The sequence below is a fragment of the Antarctobacter jejuensis genome, assembly GCF_052266595.1.
Classification (GTDB): Bacteria; Pseudomonadota; Alphaproteobacteria; order Rhodobacterales; family Rhodobacteraceae; genus Antarctobacter; species Antarctobacter jejuensis.
Map to the genome: position 1 here is coordinate 13,125 of NZ_JBQQXJ010000030.1, position 17,223 is coordinate 30,347.

Annotated in this window: 11 protein-coding genes; 6 read left to right on the forward strand and 5 right to left on the reverse strand. The window is 62.6% G+C overall.

Going from position 1 to position 17,223, the window contains the following annotated elements; genetic code table 11:
- Positions 1-504 precede the first annotated feature (504 nt).
- Together rpoB and rpoC are read left to right on the forward strand one after the other, a co-directional pair.
- Positions 505-4,641 carry a DNA-directed RNA polymerase subunit beta gene (rpoB, locus tag ACTXGA_RS23725; protein ID WP_443397193.1) on the forward strand — a complete coding sequence of 1,379 codons (4,137 nt, stop codon included), beginning with the start codon at positions 505-507 and terminating at the stop codon, positions 4,639-4,641.
- A gap of 81 nt (positions 4,642-4,722) precedes the next feature.
- On the forward strand, positions 4,723-8,979 hold the full coding sequence (rpoC, locus tag ACTXGA_RS23730) for a DNA-directed RNA polymerase subunit beta' (protein WP_443397194.1): 4,257 nt from the start codon (positions 4,723-4,725) through the stop codon (positions 8,977-8,979).
- Positions 8,980-9,170: 191 nt separating this feature from the next.
- On the opposite strand, the gene ACTXGA_RS23735 is transcribed toward rpoC, so the two are convergent.
- From ACTXGA_RS23735 to ACTXGA_RS23755, 5 genes are all read right to left on the reverse strand, one after another.
- Complete coding sequence (locus tag ACTXGA_RS23735) at positions 9,171-10,424, reverse strand: glutamate carboxypeptidase (protein WP_443397195.1); 1,254 nt, start codon at positions 10,422-10,424, stop codon at positions 9,171-9,173.
- A 96-nt stretch (positions 10,425-10,520) separates the two neighbouring features.
- Complete coding sequence (locus ACTXGA_RS23740; RefSeq protein ID WP_443397196.1) at positions 10,521-11,126, reverse strand: ferric reductase-like transmembrane domain-containing protein; 606 nt, start codon at positions 11,124-11,126, stop codon at positions 10,521-10,523.
- A gap of 21 nt (positions 11,127-11,147) precedes the next feature.
- A complete protein-coding gene (locus ACTXGA_RS23745) occupies positions 11,148-11,636 on the reverse strand; it encodes a peptidase associated/transthyretin-like domain-containing protein (RefSeq protein ID WP_443397197.1) in 489 nt (162 codons plus the stop codon).
- Between the two features lie 136 nt (positions 11,637-11,772).
- Positions 11,773-12,573 carry a putative rhamnosyl transferase gene (locus ACTXGA_RS23750; protein ID WP_443397198.1) on the reverse strand — a complete coding sequence of 267 codons (801 nt, stop codon included), beginning with the start codon at positions 12,571-12,573 and terminating at the stop codon, positions 11,773-11,775.
- A 41-nt stretch (positions 12,574-12,614) separates the two neighbouring features.
- Positions 12,615-13,562, reverse strand: coding sequence for an AEC family transporter (locus tag ACTXGA_RS23755; protein WP_443397199.1), 948 nt, complete (start codon positions 13,560-13,562; stop codon positions 12,615-12,617).
- A gap of 424 nt (positions 13,563-13,986) precedes the next feature.
- Between ACTXGA_RS23755 and rpsL the strand changes: the two genes are divergently transcribed.
- From rpsL to ACTXGA_RS23775, 4 genes are all read left to right on the forward strand, one after another.
- Positions 13,987-14,358 (forward strand): 30S ribosomal protein S12, encoded by a 372-nt coding sequence (rpsL, locus tag ACTXGA_RS23760; RefSeq protein ID WP_005862801.1) that lies wholly within the window; start codon positions 13,987-13,989, stop codon positions 14,356-14,358.
- 12 nt (positions 14,359-14,370) lie between these two features.
- The gene (rpsG, locus tag ACTXGA_RS23765) at positions 14,371-14,841 is read left to right on the forward strand and encodes a 30S ribosomal protein S7 (RefSeq protein ID WP_443397200.1); all 471 of its coding nucleotides are present in this window, start codon (positions 14,371-14,373) and stop codon (positions 14,839-14,841) included.
- Positions 14,842-14,866: 25 nt separating this feature from the next.
- Complete coding sequence (fusA, locus tag ACTXGA_RS23770) at positions 14,867-16,990, forward strand: elongation factor G (RefSeq protein ID WP_443397201.1); 2,124 nt, start codon at positions 14,867-14,869, stop codon at positions 16,988-16,990.
- A gap of 106 nt (positions 16,991-17,096) precedes the next feature.
- Positions 17,097-17,223: GTP-binding protein (locus ACTXGA_RS23775; RefSeq protein ID WP_255253612.1), on the forward strand; the 127-nt coding region annotated here is incomplete at its 3' end.

Below are 17,223 nucleotides of genomic sequence, written 5' to 3' on the forward strand. Positions count from 1 at the left end.
TGGGCTGGCGGCCTTTACCGTCCTGCCCATATCATCTTGACCTTTCGGGTCCTTTTTGTCATTCTTTCCGGATGTGAATGAAAGCAAATCCCTTGTCTCGGGGGGCTTGCGTTCGCGTGCTTCACCGAATATTCGGAAGTCTCCAGCGGGTTCGAGCGATTCGATGCCGCTGTTTCTCTGTTTCGGCGCGCGAGGTGTTGGCCCTTTTCCTTGAATATTCAGAAAACACTTCATATCTGCGTCGGCCGCTTTGAGCGTGTGGCCCTGTCAGGTCAGAGGTTCGCCGCAGGGCAGTTCTGAAATCAGCACGAAAATCGTTGTCCCAGTGTTGGCAAGCCCCTTTGCGAAGGGGTTTCCCAAGGCAGGGAGAGCCGGATCGAGAGGCCCGCGGTGGGACGCGGGCCGAGAATGGATCCGATCAGCTGCCATCACTGACGCGCTGGTTCCTGTGGCCCCCGACAGGTCGCCCGCGCGGGCAGAGAAATCGAAAGGGTGTGTCCACTCATGGCGCAAAGTTTCCTCGGTCAGAAACGCCTTCGTCGCTATTACGGCAAAATCCGTGAAGTTCTTGAAATGCCGAACCTCATCGAGGTTCAGAAATCCAGCTACAAACTGTTCCTCGACAGCGGCGACCAGTCGCAACCGATGGACGGTGAGGGCATCAAGGGCGTTTTCCAGTCGGTTTTCCCGATTAAGGATTTCAACGAAAGCGCCGTTCTCGAATTCGTCGACTACGAGCTGGAAAAGCCGAAGTACGACGTCGAGGAGTGCATGCAGCGCGACATGACCTACAGCGCGCCGCTGAAGGTCACCCTGCGCCTGATCGTGTTCGATATCGATGAGGACACAGGCGCCAAGTCGGTCAAGGACATCAAGGAACAGGACGTTTTCATGGGCGACATGCCCCTGATGACGCCCAACGGCACCTTTATCGTCAACGGTACGGAGCGGGTCATCGTCTCCCAGATGCACCGTTCGCCGGGCGTGTTCTTTGACCACGACAAGGGCAAGACGCATTCCTCGGGCAAGCTGCTGTTTGCCTGCCGGATCATTCCGTACCGCGGCTCGTGGCTGGACTTTGAGTTCGACGCCAAGGACATCGTGTTTGCGCGCATCGACCGTCGCCGCAAGCTGCCGGTGACCACGCTGCTTTACGCGCTGGGTCTTGATCAGGAATCCATCATGGATGCCTATTACGACACGGTGAATTTCGAATATCGCCGTGGCGAAGGCTGGTCGACCAAGTTCTTCCCCGAACGTGTGCGCGGCACCCGGCCGACCTTTGATCTGGTCGACGCGGACAGCGGCGAAGTGATCGCCGAAGCCACCAAGAAGGTGACACCGCGCGCGGTCAAGAAGCTGATCGACGAAGGCAAGGTGAGCAACCTGCTGGTGCCCTTTGAGCACATCATCGGCAAGTTCGTGTCCAAGGACATCATCAATGAGGAAACCGGTGCGATCTACGTCGAGGCCGGGGACGAGCTGACCTGGACCGTCGACAAGGACGGCGAAGTGACCGGCGGCACCCTCAAGGAGCTGATCGACGCCGGCGTCACCGAGATCCCGGTTCTGGACATCGACAACATCAACGTCGGTCCGTACATGCGCAACACCATGGCGGCTGACAAGAACCTCGACCGCAACACGGCGCTGATGGACATCTATCGCGTCATGCGTCCGGGTGAGCCGCCCACCGTCGAAGCGGCAAGCGCGCTGTTCGACACGCTGTTCTTTGACAGCGAACGGTATGACCTGTCCGCCGTTGGCCGTGTGAAGATGAACATGCGCCTCGCTCTGGACAAGCCGGATACCCAGCGCACGCTGGATCGCGAAGATATCGTTCAGTGCATCAAGGCGCTGGTCGATCTGCGCGACGGCAAGGGTGACATCGACGACATCGACCACCTCGGCAACCGCCGCGTGCGGTCCGTCGGCGAGCTGATGGAAAACCAGTACCGCGTCGGCCTGCTGCGGATGGAGCGCGCGATCAAGGAACGCATGTCGTCGGTCGAAATCGACACCGTCATGCCGCAGGACCTGATCAACGCGAAACCGGCCGCTGCCGCCGTACGCGAATTCTTCGGTTCGTCGCAGCTGTCGCAGTTCATGGACCAGACCAACCCGCTGTCCGAAGTGACGCACAAGCGTCGTCTTTCGGCGCTTGGACCGGGCGGTCTGACGCGTGAGCGTGCAGGCTTTGAGGTGCGCGACGTGCACCCGACCCACTATGGTCGGATGTGCCCGATTGAAACGCCCGAAGGCCCGAACATCGGTCTGATCAACTCGCTGGCCACCTTTGCCCGCGTGAACAAGTACGGCTTCATCGAGACGCCTTACCGGGTGGTCAAGGATCGCGTGGTCACCGACGAGGTGCACTACATGTCCGCGACCGAGGAAATGCGTCACACCGTGGCGCAGGCCAACGCTCAGCTGGACGACGATGGCCGGTTCAAGAACGATCTGGTGTCGACCCGGAAATCCGGCGACTACACCCTGTCGCCTTCGGAAAACGTAGACCTGATCGACGTGTCGCCGAAACAGCTGGTGTCGGTTGCAGCCTCGCTGATTCCGTTCCTTGAAAACGACGACGCCAACCGCGCCCTGATGGGTTCGAACATGCAGCGTCAGGCGGTTCCGACTCTGCGGGCCGAGGCGCCGCTGATCGGCACTGGCATCGAAGAGGTCGTTGCGCGTGACTCCGGCGCGGCCGTCATGGCCAAGCGTGCCGGCATCATCGACCAGGTCGACGCGCAGCGGATCGTGATCCGGGCAACCGAAGATCTGGAACTGGGTGACGCGGGCGTCGACATCTACCGCATGCGCAAGTTCCAGCGTTCGAACCAGAACACGTGTATCAACCAGAAGCCTCTGGTGAAGGTGGGCGACACGGTCCGCAAGGGCGAGGTCATCGCAGACGGTCCGTCGACCGATCTGGGTGAACTGGCTCTGGGCAAGAACGTGATCGTCGCGTTCATGCCGTGGAACGGTTACAACTACGAGGACTCGATCCTGATCTCCGAGCGGATCGCCAAGGATGACGTGTTCACCTCCGTCCACATCGAGGAATTCGAAGTGGCCGCGCGCGACACCAAGCTTGGGCCGGAAGAAATCACCCGCGACATCCCGAACGTCGGCGAGGAAGCCCTGCGCAACCTCGACGAAGCGGGCATCGTCTACATCGGTGCAGATGTTGAGCCGGGCGATATCCTTGTGGGCAAGATTACACCCAAGGGCGAAAGCCCGATGACGCCGGAAGAAAAGCTTCTGCGCGCCATCTTCGGTGAAAAGGCGTCGGACGTGCGCGATACCTCGCTGCGGGTCAAGCCGGGCGATTACGGTACCGTCGTCGAAGTGCGTGTCTTCAACCGTCACGGTGTCGAAAAGGACGAACGTGCCCTGCAGATCGAGCGGGAAGAGATCGAAAGCCTCGCGCGTGACCGCGATGACGAGTTGGCGATCCTCGACCGCAACATCTACGCGCGTCTGAAGTCCATGATCCTTGGCAAGACCGCGGTGAAAGGCCCCCGTGGCATCAAGCCGAACTCGGAAATCAACGAAGACCTGCTGGACAGCCTGACCCGTGGTCAGTGGTGGCAGCTTGCTCTGGGTGAAGAAGAGGACGCCAAGCACGTCGAGGCCCTGCACGAGCAGTACGAGATCCAGAAGCGTGCGCTGGACGCCCGTTTCGAGGACAAGGTCGAAAAGGTCCGTCGCGGCGACGATCTGCCCCCGGGCGTGATGAAGATGGTCAAGGTCTTCATCGCGGTGAAGCGCAAGCTGCAGCCGGGCGACAAGATGGCCGGCCGTCACGGCAACAAAGGTGTCGTGTCGCGCGTGGTGCCCGAAGAGGACATGCCGTTCCTTGCAGATGGTACGCCGGTGGACTTCTGTCTGAACCCGCTGGGTGTTCCGTCGCGGATGAACGTTGGTCAGATCCTCGAAACCCACATGGGCTGGGCGGCGCGTGCCCTCGGTATCCAGGTGGATGAGGCTCTGCGGGAGTACAAGCGGTCCGGCGACCTGACCCCTGTGCGTGACGCGCTGAAGATCGTCTACGGCGACGAGGTCTACAACGAAGGCTTTGCCGACGTGGAAGAGGACGAGCTGATCGAGATGGCGGGCAACGTGACCCGCGGTGTCCCGATCGCGACTCCGGTCTTTGACGGCGCGAAAGAAGCGGATGTGGACGACGCGCTGAAGCGTGCCGGTTTCGACACGAGCGGCCAGTCTGATCTGTTCGACGGTCGCACGGGTGAGCAGTTCAGCCGCAAGGTTACGGTGGGTGTTAAATACCTGCTGAAACTGCACCACCTTGTGGACGACAAGATCCACGCCCGTTCGACCGGCCCGTACAGCCTCGTCACACAGCAGCCGCTGGGTGGTAAGGCGCAGTTCGGCGGTCAGCGTTTCGGGGAAATGGAGGTCTGGGCTCTGGAAGCTTACGGCGCCGCCTACACCCTGCAGGAAATGCTGACGGTGAAATCGGACGACGTGGCAGGCCGGACCAAGGTCTACGAGTCGATCGTCAAAGGTGAGGACAACTTCGAAGCCGGCGTGCCGGAATCGTTCAACGTTCTCGTCAAGGAAGTGCGCGGCCTCGGCCTCAACATGGAACTCCTGGACGCGGAGGAGGATGAGTAAGGGCTTCGCGCCCTTCACTCCTTCGGGTGGCGTCTTGCCACCCGTTGCTCCCCCGCATCCCTCTGAATTTGTGAGGAACACATGAACCAGGAACTGACCAACAACCCGTTCAACCCGCTGACCCCGCCCAAGGTCTTTGATGAGATCAAGGTGTCGCTGGCGTCGCCGGAACGGATCCTCTCGTGGTCCTTCGGTGAGATCAAGAAGCCGGAAACCATCAACTACCGCACGTTCAAGCCCGAGCGTGACGGCCTGTTCTGCGCGCGTATCTTTGGCCCGATCAAGGATTACGAATGCCTCTGCGGCAAGTACAAGCGCATGAAGTATCGCGGCGTCGTCTGTGAAAAGTGCGGCGTCGAAGTTACACTGCAAAAGGTCCGCCGCGAGCGGATGGGCCACATCGAACTGGCCGCGCCCTGCGCCCATATCTGGTTCCTCAAGTCGCTGCCTTCGCGTATCGGCCTGATGCTGGACATGACGCTGCGCGATCTGGAACGCGTGCTGTATTTCGAAAACTACGTGGTGATCGAACCCGGCCTGACGGACCTGACCTACGGCCAGATGATGACCGAGGAAGAGTTCAACGACGCGCAGGACCAGTACGGCGCGGACGCGTTCTCGGCCAATATCGGCGCCGAGGCGATCCGCGAAATGCTGGCCGCCATCGACCTTGAGGCAGAGGCAGAGAACCTGCGCGCTGATCTCAAGGAAGCCACCGGCGAGCTGAAGCCCAAGAAGATCATCAAGCGTCTGAAGGTTGTGGAATCCTTCCTCGAGTCGGGCAACCGGCCTGAGTGGATGATCCTGACCGTCGTGCCGGTCATCCCGCCGGAACTGCGCCCGCTGGTACCGCTGGACGGTGGCCGCTTTGCGACCTCTGACCTGAACGACCTGTACCGCCGCGTGATCAACCGGAACAACCGTCTGAAGCGTCTGATCGAACTGCGCGCGCCTGACATCATCGTCCGCAACGAAAAGCGGATGCTGCAGGAATCAGTCGACGCCCTGTTCGACAACGGCCGCCGTGGCCGCGTCATCACCGGCGCCAACAAGCGCCCGCTGAAGTCGCTCAGCGACATGCTGAAAGGCAAGCAGGGCCGTTTCCGTCAGAACCTTCTGGGTAAGCGCGTCGACTTCTCCGGTCGTTCGGTTATCGTGACCGGCCCCGAGCTGAAGCTGCACCAGTGCGGCCTGCCCAAGAAGATGGCGCTCGAACTGTTCAAGCCGTTCATCTATTCGCGGCTGGAGGCCAAGGGCCTGTCCAGCACCGTGAAACAGGCGAAGAAACTGGTCGAGAAAGAGCGCCCGGAAGTCTGGGACATCCTCGACGAGGTCATCCGTGAGCACCCGGTGCTGCTGAACCGCGCGCCCACGCTGCACCGTCTGGGCATTCAGGCGTTCGAACCCACGCTGATCGAAGGTAAGGCCATCCAGCTGCACCCGCTGGTCTGTTCGGCCTTCAACGCCGACTTTGACGGTGACCAGATGGCCGTGCACGTTCCGCTGAGCCTTGAGGCCCAGCTGGAAGCGCGCGTCCTGATGATGTCGACGAACAACGTTCTGTCGCCCGCCAACGGCGCCCCGATCATCGTTCCGTCGCAGGACATGATCCTTGGCCTCTACTACGTGACCATCGCCCGCGATGGCATGAAAGGCGAAGGCATGGTCTTCTCCTCGCCCGAGGAAGTTCAGCACGCGCTGGATTCCGGTGAGGTGCACCTGCACGCCAAGGTCACCTGCCGCATGCCGCAGATCGACGAAGAGGGTAACGAAGTCTGGTCGCGTGTCGAAACCACGCCGGGCCGCGTGCGTCTGGGCGGCCTGCTGCCGCTGAACGCCAAGGCTCCCTTCGAGCTGGTCAACCGCCTGCTGCGCAAGGGTGACGTGCAGACCGTCATCGACACCGTCTACCGTTACTGCGGTCAGAAAGAGTCGGTCATCTTCTGTGACCAGATCATGCGTCTGGGCTTTGTCGAGGCCTTCAAGGCGGGCATCTCGTTCGGCAAGGACGACATGGTCATTCCCGACAACAAATGGGAACTGGTCGATGAGACGCGCGATCAGGTGAAGGACTTTGAACAGCAGTACATGGACGGACTGATCACCCAGGGCGAAAAGTACAACAAGGTCGTGGACGCCTGGTCGAAGTGTAACGACAAGGTCACCGAGGCGATGATGAACACCATCTCCGCCCGGCGCGAAGACGAGAACGGTGCCGAAATGGAGCCGAACTCGGTCTACATGATGGCCCACTCCAAGGCCCGTGGCTCTGTCACGCAGATGAAACAGCTGGGCGCCATGCGCGGCCTGATGGCAAAGCCGAACGGCGACATCATCGAAACGCCGATCATCTCGAACTTCAAAGAAGGCCTGACCGTTCTGGAGTACTTCAACTCCACCCACGGTGCCCGTAAGGGTCTGTCGGACACGGCTCTGAAGACGGCGAACTCGGGTTACCTGACCCGCCGTCTGGTGGACGTGGCGCAGGACTGCATCATCCGCATGGATGACTGCGGCACCGATCGCGCGATCACCGCAGAGGCGGCGATCAACGACGGTGAGGTTGTGGCCACGCTGGGCGAGCGGATCCTTGGCCGTGTTGCGGCAGAGGATCTGGTGCACCCGGTGAGCGGCGACATGCTGGTCCGCGAAGGCGAGCTGATCGACGAACGCATGGCCGACATCGTCGAGGACTCCGGCCTGCAGACGGCGCGCATCCGTTCGCCGCTGACCTGTGAGGCCGAAGAGGGCGTCTGCGCCACCTGCTACGGGCGTGACCTTGCGCGCGGCACCAAGGTGAACACCGGCGAGGCCGTCGGGATCATCGCGGCGCAGTCCATCGGTGAACCGGGCACACAGCTGACCATGCGGACCTTCCACATGGGCGGCGTTGCGCAGGGTTCGTCGCGGTCCTTCCTCGAAGCCAGCCAGAACGGCAAGATCACCTTCGCCAACCCGTCGACCATCGACAACGCGGCCGGTGAGCAGATCGTCATGAACCGCAACATGCAGATCATGATCATGAGCGATCAGGGGGAAGAGATTTCCTCGCACAAGGTCGGGTATGGCTCCAAGCTGTTCGTGACCGAGGGCCAAGAGGTCAAGCGCGGCGACAAGCTGTTCGAATGGGACCCCTATACCCTGCCGATCATCGCCGAGAAGGACGGTATCGCCAAGCACGTGGACCTTGTGAACGGCGTTGCCGTGCGTGAGGAAACCGACGATGCCACCGGCATGACCCAGAAGATCGTGATCGACTGGCGGGCCGCGCCAAAGGGCAACGAGCTCAAGCCCGAGATCATCCTGATGGATGCCGACGGTGAGCCGCTGCGCAACGAAGCGGGCAACCCGATCAAGTACACCATGTCGGTGGACGCGATCCTGTCCTGTGAAGACGGGCAGGAGGTCAAGGCCGGTGACGTTGTGGCGCGTATCCCGCGTGAAGGCGCCAAGACCAAGGACATCACCGGTGGTCTGCCGCGTGTGGCCGAACTCTTTGAGGCACGTCGCCCCAAGGATCACGCCATCATCGCGGAAATCGACGGCTATGTGCGCTTTGGCAAGGACTACAAGAACAAGCGCCGGATCAGCATCGAACCGACGGACGAAAGCCTTGAGCCCAAGGAATACATGATCCCCAAAGGCAAGCACATCCCGGTTGCCGAGGGCGATTACATCCAGAAGGGCGACTACATCATGGACGGCAACCCCGCGCCGCATGACATTCTGGCGATCATGGGGATCGAGGCGCTGGCCAACTACATGATCGACGAGGTGCAGGACGTCTATCGTCTGCAGGGCGTGAAGATCAACGACAAGCACGTCGAGGTCATCGTGCGCCAGATGCTGCAGAAGTGGGAGATCCAGGACTCGGGCGATACCACGCTGCTCAAGGGCGAGCATGTGGACAAGGTCGAGTTCGATCAGGCCAACGAAAAGGCCGAGTCGAAGGGCGGGCGTCCGGCCAAGGGCGAGCCGATCCTGCTAGGCATCACCAAGGCCTCGCTGCAGACGCGGTCGTTCATCTCTGCCGCCTCCTTCCAGGAGACGACACGGGTGCTGACCGAAGCCTCTGTTCAGGGCAAGAAAGACAAGCTTGTCGGCCTGAAGGAAAACGTCATCGTGGGCCGCCTGATCCCGGCGGGCACCGGTGGCGCGACCCAGCAGGTCCGCCACATCGCGCAGCAGCGTGACAATGTGGTGATCGAGGCTCGCCGCGAGGAGGCCGAAGCGGCCGCCGCGCTGGCCGCGCCGGAAGCGATGGAAGGCGGCAACGACGTGGTGGGCGGCGATGAGTTCGACACCCTGATCGTGGACACGCCGGAGAGCCGCGAATAATCGCGCCTCACGCTGAAAAATGAGAAGGCCCCCCTCTGAAAGGAGGCGGGCTTTTTCGTGTCTGGATCAGGGGTGTCCACGCGTGGACAGCTTAGGGGGAATGCAGGATCAAGGGGTTACAGGGGCGATTTTACCCTTTGTTCATAGACAGGCGGCTCAAGGACCGGCGCCGAAAGGGCGCGCCACCCGGATCAGCGCAGGCCCAGTTCGATCAGCAGGCGCGCCACGACATAGAGGTTGCGGGGGATCGAATCGATCTCAATGTATTCATCGGCGGCGTGATACCCCGCGCCCGACGGGCCAAAACCTTCGAGCACCGCGGCCTTGCCGGACATTCCGGCATATCCCGCGTCCGTCGCGCCCTTGATGTTCGACAGCAGCAGGAACTGGTTGAAGGCGATTTCGCGGTGGATCGACTGTGCCATTTGCGCGATCTCAAGCGACCGGTCGCTGCCGCGATAGCCGGGACGCAGCGACTGCAACGTCAGCGTGGTCTGTGTACCCGGCACCAGCGGCGGCTGTGCCAAAGCGGCGCGCAGCGCGGCCTCCAGCGCCTTGGTCGCGCCGTCCCGGGTGATGCGCACATCGGCAAGCGCGACGGCCCGGGCGGGGATCTGGTTATAGGCCTGGTCGGCAAGGAGATTGGTCCAGTTGAGTTGCGCGCCGGGGATCTCTTTTGCGATGTCGCGGGTCTGCAGGATGCGGTGCGCCAGTTCGATGGCGGCATTTGCGCCGCGCTCTGGTGCCGTCCCGGCATGGGATGCCCTGCCCGTCACCTCCAGCGTGACCTGGACATATTCGGCTGTGGCCAGCAGCAACCAGTCGCCGATCCCCTTGCGGCCGCCGGGTTCAAAGATCAGCACGGTGTCGTGTTCGCTGGCCAGCCGCGCAATCAGCGCCCCCGATCCCGCCGAGCCGGTTTCTTCATCCGGATTGAATAGCACGGTCAGCCGATCGAAATCCTCCCAGCCAACCGAATCCAGCAGGTCGATGCTGTGCAGGATCAGGGCGATCCCGCCTTTGGCATCCGCCGCTCCCGGCCCGTACAGGCGATTGCCGTCCTGCCGGATCGGCTGTGTATCCAGTATGCCGGGCAGATAGACCGTGTCCATGTGGATCATCAGCATCACGTTCTGCGTGCCGCTACCCCGGCGCGTTCCGACCAGCGTATCGGCCATCACATCCACCGGCGAGGCAAAGCGTTGGGTTGCGAACCCCCGCGATGTCAGTTCCTTGTCAAGGACGTCGGCCAGCGCCGCCAACCCCTTGGCATTGCCGCTGCCGCTGTCGATGCCGACCAGCCTGGTGATCGTCTGCAAAACGTCGGGCAAGGCCTGTTCTGCGCCGGCTTTCAACCTTTCGTCTGTTCCGGCGCGCAGTGGGCCGGCAAGAAAGACTGTCAACAGAAGGCAAAACAGCGGGACCGAATTGATCGAAATGCGCATGGCGGGGTCCTGCTTCTGGGGGGGGTGTACGGCAGCGTAACACGGGACGGCGCGCGCGTGTCCTTTATTACCGGGCGGGGGCAGCGCCTGCGCCTTTCACCCGCCAGATCGGGGCTTGCGCAGGACACCCTGCGCGACGACACCAGCGGTTGCCAAGGCTGTCAGCCCGCACAACACCGCCTTGGACAGGGTTTCCATCGTGCCCTCGATCAGGAGGGCGTGCAGAACGGTGCCGGTCACGATGACGACGGCCAAGGTGGTATGGGCGCTGCGCCACGCGCGGTAGGGCAGGCGCAGGCGACGGCGGAGCGCGGCCAGCAGCGCCGCGCCAAAGAGCGCCCACATGGCGACCACGCCGAAGGGGGAAAAGGGCGTGGGCGAGCGGAACAGGAGCGCGTCCACCACGTCCGGCGGGCTGGTGAGCCAGAGGCCCGCCACATGCACCACAACGGCCAGCACCAGAAGGGCCCCTGTGACGCGGTGCACCTGCCGCCCGCGCCGCAGCGGCAGGCCGGGCAGTTTGCCCCCCGCCAGAAGCGGTTGCAAAAGGATGAGGCACAGCCCCAGCACCCCGGCAAATCCGGCGATGATGTAGACGCGCTGGCGCCAGGCCAGCAGTGGGCTGCCAAGGGCAAGTCCTGCCGGGACGGCAATCGCAAGGGCCAGCGCGGCCCAGATCAATGGCGCGGAGAGGCGGCGCATGTCAGCCCGGGTCCGGCTGGGTCAGGCCGGTTGCAGCACAAAGTGCGCCTCCAGGCTGGTATCACGGGCGCTGGACATGAGGGGCCGCAGAAAGACGGTTTTGAAATCCGCGCTGTCATAGGCCAGATGGCCGTGCGGCTGCCCGAAGGCCGGAACGATCTGCGGCATTTCCAGACGAAAGACCCCCTGCGCATCGGTCAGCGTGGCGCCGTGGCTGTGCGGGTCGCGTTCATGCCCTTCGGTGGTGTGGGCCCAGATCTGAATGCGCTGACCGGCCAGCGGCGCGCCATCCCCGGCGCGGCGCACGGTGCCCGTCATCCAGAAGCCGCCGCCGCCGATCCGGTCGACGATGGGCGCGCCGGGACGATAGTTGTTGGCCCCGCCCCGCATGGAGCGGGTCGGTTCGACCCCCTTGGCGCGGGCGGGCACCAGCAGGCCGGAGGTGCCGGTGGCAAGGACGGCCCCGCCCGTGGCGAGGAGGGTGCGGCGGGTGAACGGACGGTGCGTCATGCGGGGTCATCCTTTGTCGCAAAGCGGGTCTCAGCGCGGAACGGCGCTGTGGCTGCTGTGAAATATAAGAGGTTTGCGGCGGCCGACCAACACGCGGGACCGCAACGCGCGAGATTGTGACGTGAGGCAGGCGTGGTCAGCTGAAAAGGCGGCGCACATGGTCCGCGTCGATGGCGAAGAGCCTGCGCAATTCCGCCTCTGCCTCGGCGTCCAGCCGGGGCAGGGAGACCGGTTTGACGTGCTTCTTCTGCCGCGAGTCGTTGTGGTCATTGTGGCCGCGCAGGTACATGACCTCATCGGTGAAGGTCACGGTGGGCATGAACTGGTTCAGCTTGTTATGGGCAAAGTTCATGACGGTCTGTTTTGCTCCGGCGCGCACTGCGACGGCCTGCGCCACACCCCAGTAGGGGGTCACCTGAAGCTCTGCGCAGATGCCTTTTGCATCGGGGCGGCCCACATAGCCGCGGTTCCAGTCCAGCCCCACCAGCCGGTGCCGGGCGATCAGCGGGGCCACGTCCGCCGCCGCCTGCCGCAGCCGTTCGACGAAGTGGACCGAAAGGGCGTCATCATCGTCATGGCGGAATTCGAGGCAGGGCTGCGCCATGTCCCGCAGGCTGTTGATGACCTCCTGACAGACCTGCCGGTGCGGGCCGGGGGGACGTGCGATGATCGCCGCCTGCGGGAAATCCTCGACCAGCGCGGCGAGGCGGTCCAGATATTCGGCGGGCATTTCCTCTCCCACGAGGATGGCGAGGATGAAATCGGGGTCTGTCTGGGCCTTGAGGCCGGGCAGGCAGAGGGCCTCGAAATGGCGGAAGCGTTCCTCCATCCGGGCGGGCGCGTAGAGATAGGCCAGACGGTCGGCGATGCTGTCGTGTTCGACCTGAAAGCCGCCAAGGGCGGGGTAGGAAAACCGGCAGAATCCGATGACTTGCATGGCGGGCCTTGGCGTTTGCGGAACCGACCGCCAGCTTGGCCCTAGGGCAGCGTCAGGGCAAGGGTCACGGTGATGGTCACAAAGGAGAGGATGGTCATGACGAACATGGTCAGCGCCGCCTCCTGCCCTTCGCCGTAGCGCTGCGCAAGGATCGGGTAGATGCCCATGACCGGCATGGCGGCCATGATGACGGCGGCTGCGGCAAGGTCGGGATCGGTGACGGCGAAGCCCAGCAGCGCCATGATCAGCAGCGAGAGCGCCACGGCCAGCGGATGCAGCACCAGCTTGCCCATGGCGACGAAGAGGACGCGGGCGTTCACGCTGTGCACGGACAGGCCGACCAGCGTGCCACCGATCACAACCAGCGAGAGCGCGGCGCTGGAAGCGGCGGTGATGTCGATGGCGCGGGCAAGGATGCCGGGCAAGGCAAGGCCCGAGGCCGAGATCACAAGCCCGAGGAACAGCGCGATGATCACCGGGGTGCGGGCAAGGCGCCCGGCGATGCGCAGGGCGATGCGTCCGGCGGAGCCTTCGTCGCGGCGGGCATGTTCGGCACAGATGAGCGTCAGGGGGATAAAGACGAGGTTCTCGACGATCATGTTCATGGCCAGCGCGGGGGCGGCGATCTCTGGCAGCGCCATGAGCATCACCGGGTAGCCCACGAAACCGCTGTTGGCGCAGGACATGCCCATGGCGCGGAAGGTGCTGGTGGCGGGCGCGGCATGGGTCAGCTGGCGGGACCAGAGGTAGGCCAGCGCAAAGACCAGCAGCGACCCGAGCAGAAAGGCGCCCAAGTAGCCTGGGTTGGCGATCTCGGCCAGTGGGCGCGAGGTGACGGCGCGCAGGACCAGCGCGGGCAGGGCGAGGGTGACGACGAACTTGCCAAACACCACCATGTCCGACGCCGCAAAAGCGCCGAGCCTGACGGTGAGGTAACCGGTCAGGATCAGGACAAAGATCACGCCGGTGATCGAAAGGATATCTAGCACTGAACCGCTTTCCCGAGTATCCGGGTTACCGCCTGCGGACCCGACCGTTTCGACCGGGTTAGAAGTTTTCCCGGGCGACTTCCAGAGGGGCTGGCCCGGTCGCCGCCGATGCCCCGGCGCCCGCTGTTGACAAGGCTTCCGACTCCCCCTATACGCCCCGCTAATCCGCGCCTGCCATGGCAGCGCGCGCCCTTACATAACCAGGTAGTCATGATCTGGGCCACTATCGCCCCGATCCTCTGAGCCACACCACCGCGTCGTTGTCCTCGGTACGGAAACGGATGCGGTTTTTTCGTCGTTTGCCATCAATATTTGGCGAATGGCCCATGAACCGGTCCGCACCACAGCGTGAGGCCACGAACTGAAACTCCGCACGGGAAGGCCCGTGCAGCACATTTGTGAGAAGCACGGGGATATAACCGGAATGCCCACGATCCAACAGCTGATCCGCAAGCCGCGGCAGCCCAAAGTCAAGCGCTCGAAGTCGCAGCACCTCGAGCAATGCCCTCAGAAGCGCGGCGTCTGCACGCGCGTCTACACCACCACTCCGAAGAAGCCGAATTCGGCCATGCGGAAAGTGGCCAAGGTGCGTCTGACCAACGGCTACGAGGTGATCAGCTACATCCCCGGTGAAAGCCACAACCTTCAGGAGCACTCGGTGGTCCTGATCCGTGGCGGTCGTGTAAAAGACCTTCCCGGTGTTCGTTACCACATCCTCCGCGGTGTTCTGGATACCCAGGGCGTCAAGGATCGTAAGCAGCGTCGCTCCAAGTACGGCGCGAAGCGTCCCAAGTAAGAGGATATACAGATGTCTCGTCGTCACGCCGCTGAGAAACGCGAAGTCCTGCCCGACGCCAAGTATGGCGATCGCGTCCTGACCAAGTTCATGAACAACCTGATGTACGACGGCAAGAAGTCCGCCGCCGAAAGCATCGTCTACAACGCACTTGACCGCGTCGAAGCCAAGGTCAAGCGCGCGCCGGTGGAAATCTTCCACGAAGCGCTGGACAACATCAAACCCTCCGTCGAGGTTCGCTCGCGCCGGGTTGGTGGTGCCACCTACCAGGTGCCCGTCGAAGTGCGCCCCGAGCGCCGCGAAGCCCTGGCGATCCGCTGGCTGATCAACGCCGCCCGCGCCCGCAATGAGAACACCATGGAAGAGCGCCTTGCTGGTGAACTGATTGACGCAGTGCAGTCGCGTGGCTCCGCCGTTAAGAAGCGCGAAGACACCCACAAGATGGCCGACGCAAACAAAGCGTTCAGCCATTACCGCTGGTAATTTCAAAAGCTCAAGGACCTGACAGATGGCCCGCGAATACCCTCTTACCCGCTACCGTAACTTCGGGATCATGGCGCACATCGACGCCGGCAAGACCACGACGACGGAGCGGATCCTTTACTACACCGGCCGGTCGCACAAGATCGGTGAGGTCCACGATGGCGCCGCCACCATGGACTGGATGGAGCAGGAGCAGGAGCGCGGCATCACGATCACGTCCGCTGCGACCACCACGTTCTGGCAGTGGCAGGAAGATCCGAGCGCCGAAGGCACCTCGGACACCAAGTTCCGCTACAACATCATCGACACCCCCGGCCACGTCGACTTCACCATCGAAGTCGAGCGTTCGCTGGCCGTTCTGGACGGCGCGATCTGCCTGCTGGACGGTAACGCCGGTGTCGAGCCGCAGACCGAAACCGTGTGGCGTCAGGCTGACCGCTACAAGGTTCCGCGCATCGTGTTCGTCAACAAGATGGACAAGATCGGTGCCGACTTCTTCAACTGCGTGAAGATGATCAAGGACCGCACGGGTGCGATCCCGGTTCCGGTCAACTTCCCGATCGGTGCGGAAGACAAGCTGGAAGGCATCGTCGACCTGGTCACCATGGAAGAGTGGGTCTGGAAGGGCGAAGACCTGGGCGCCTCCTGGGTGCGCGGTCCGATCCGTGACGATCTGAAGGACGTGGCCGACGAGTGGCGTTCGCACCTGATCGAGAACGCCGTCGAGCAAGACGACGACGCGATGGAAGCCTACCTGGAAGGCGAAGAGCCCGACGTCGAAACCCTGCGGAAACTGATCCGCAAGGGCACGCTGTCGCTGTCCTTCGTTCCGGTTCTTGGTGGTTCGGCCTTCAAGAACAAGGGTGTCCAGCCGCTGCTGAACGCCGTCGTCGACTTCCTGCCCGGTCCGCTGGACGTTCCCGCCTACATGGGCTTCTCGCCGGACGATGAGACGGAAACCCGGAACATCGAGCGTCACGCCGACGATTCCGAGCCGTTCTCGGGCCTGGCGTTCAAGATCATGAACGACCCGTTCGTTGGCTCCCTGACCTTCACCCGGATCTATTCCGGCGTGATGAAGAAGGGTGACTCGATCCTGAACTCGACCAAGGGCAAGAAAGAGCGCATCGGTCGTATGATGATGATGCACTCGAACAACCGCGAAGAGATCGAAGAAGCCTTTGCAGGCGACATCATCGCGCTGGCCGGTCTCAAGGAGACCACCACCGGTGACACCCTCTGCGCGCAGAACGCCCCGGTTGTGCTGGAAACGATGACTTTCCCCGATCCGGTCATCGAGATCGCGGTCGAGCCGAAGACCAAGAACGACCAGGAGAAGATGTCCCAGGGTCTGGCCCGTCTGGCCGCCGAAGACCCGTCCTTCCGCGTCGAGACCGACCTCGAGTCCGGTCAGACCATCATGAAGGGCATGGGCGAACTTCACCTCGACATTCTGGTCGATCGTCTCAAGCGTGAGTTCAAGGTCGAAGCGAACATCGGTGCGCCGCAGGTGGCCTATCGCGAAACCATCGGTCACGAGATCGAACACACCTACACCCACAAGAAACAGTCGGGTGGTTCGGGTCAGTTCGCCGAAGTGAAGATGATCATTTCGCCGACAGAAGCGGGCGAAGGGTATTCGTTCGAATCCAAGATCGTCGGCGGGTCGGTTCCGAAGGAATACATCCCGGGTGTCGAAAAGGGCATCAAGTCGGTCATGGACTCCGGTCCGCTGGCAGGCTTCCCGGTGATCGACTTCAAGGTCATGCTGATCGACGGTAAGTTCCACGATGTGGACTCCTCGGTTCTGGCCTTTGAAATCGCGTCGCGGATGTGCATGCGCGAAGGTCTGCGTAAGGCCGGCGCGAAGCTGCTGGAACCGATGATGAAGGTCGAGGTCGTCACGCCGGAAGAATACACCGGTTCGATCATCGGCGACCTGACGTCGCGTCGGGGTCAGGTGTCGGGGCAGGAACCGCGCGGCAACGCCGTTGCGATCAACGCCTTCGTGCCGCTGGCCAACATGTTCGGCTACATCAACAACCTGCGTTCCATGTCCTCGGGCCGCGCGCAGTTCACGATGCAGTTCGACCACTACGATCCGGTTCCGCAGAACATCTCGGACGAGATCCAGTCCAAGTACGCCTAATCCGGGTGGCGGTATCGGCGGGGCAACCCGCCGGGTAAATCCGCCCTACCCACCACCGTAGGGTGGGGCTGCGCCCCACCATCCGAAACGAAGAAGGAGCCTACCTATGGGTAAGGAAAAGTTTGAACGCGGCAAGCCGCACTGCAACATCGGCACGATCGGTCACGTTGACCACGGCAAGACGACGCTGACGGCGGCGATCACCAAGTACTTCGGTGACTTCAAGGCGTACG

Excerpts from the sequence above, each read along its gene's own strand:
- ACTXGA_RS23745 (WP_443397197.1), bottom strand. The coding sequence starts at position 11,636 with ATGACGCACCGTCCGTTCACCCGCCGCACCCTCCTCGCCACGGGCGGG.
- rpoB (WP_443397193.1), top strand. The coding sequence starts at position 505 with ATGGCGCAAAGTTTCCTCGGTCAGAAACGCCTTCGTCGCTATTACGGC.
- ACTXGA_RS23735 (WP_443397195.1), bottom strand. The coding sequence starts at position 10,424 with ATGCGCATTTCGATCAATTCGGTCCCGCTGTTTTGCCTTCTGTTGACA.
- rpsG (WP_443397200.1), top strand. The coding sequence starts at position 14,371 with ATGTCTCGTCGTCACGCCGCTGAGAAACGCGAAGTCCTGCCCGACGCC.
- fusA (WP_443397201.1), top strand. The coding sequence starts at position 14,867 with ATGGCCCGCGAATACCCTCTTACCCGCTACCGTAACTTCGGGATCATG.
- ACTXGA_RS23740 (WP_443397196.1), bottom strand. The coding sequence starts at position 11,126 with ATGCGCCGCCTCTCCGCGCCATTGATCTGGGCCGCGCTGGCCCTTGCG.
- rpoC (WP_443397194.1), top strand. The coding sequence starts at position 4,723 with ATGAACCAGGAACTGACCAACAACCCGTTCAACCCGCTGACCCCGCCC.
- rpsL (WP_005862801.1), top strand. The coding sequence starts at position 13,987 with ATGCCCACGATCCAACAGCTGATCCGCAAGCCGCGGCAGCCCAAAGTC.
- ACTXGA_RS23750 (WP_443397198.1), bottom strand. The coding sequence starts at position 12,573 with ATGCAAGTCATCGGATTCTGCCGGTTTTCCTACCCCGCCCTTGGCGGC.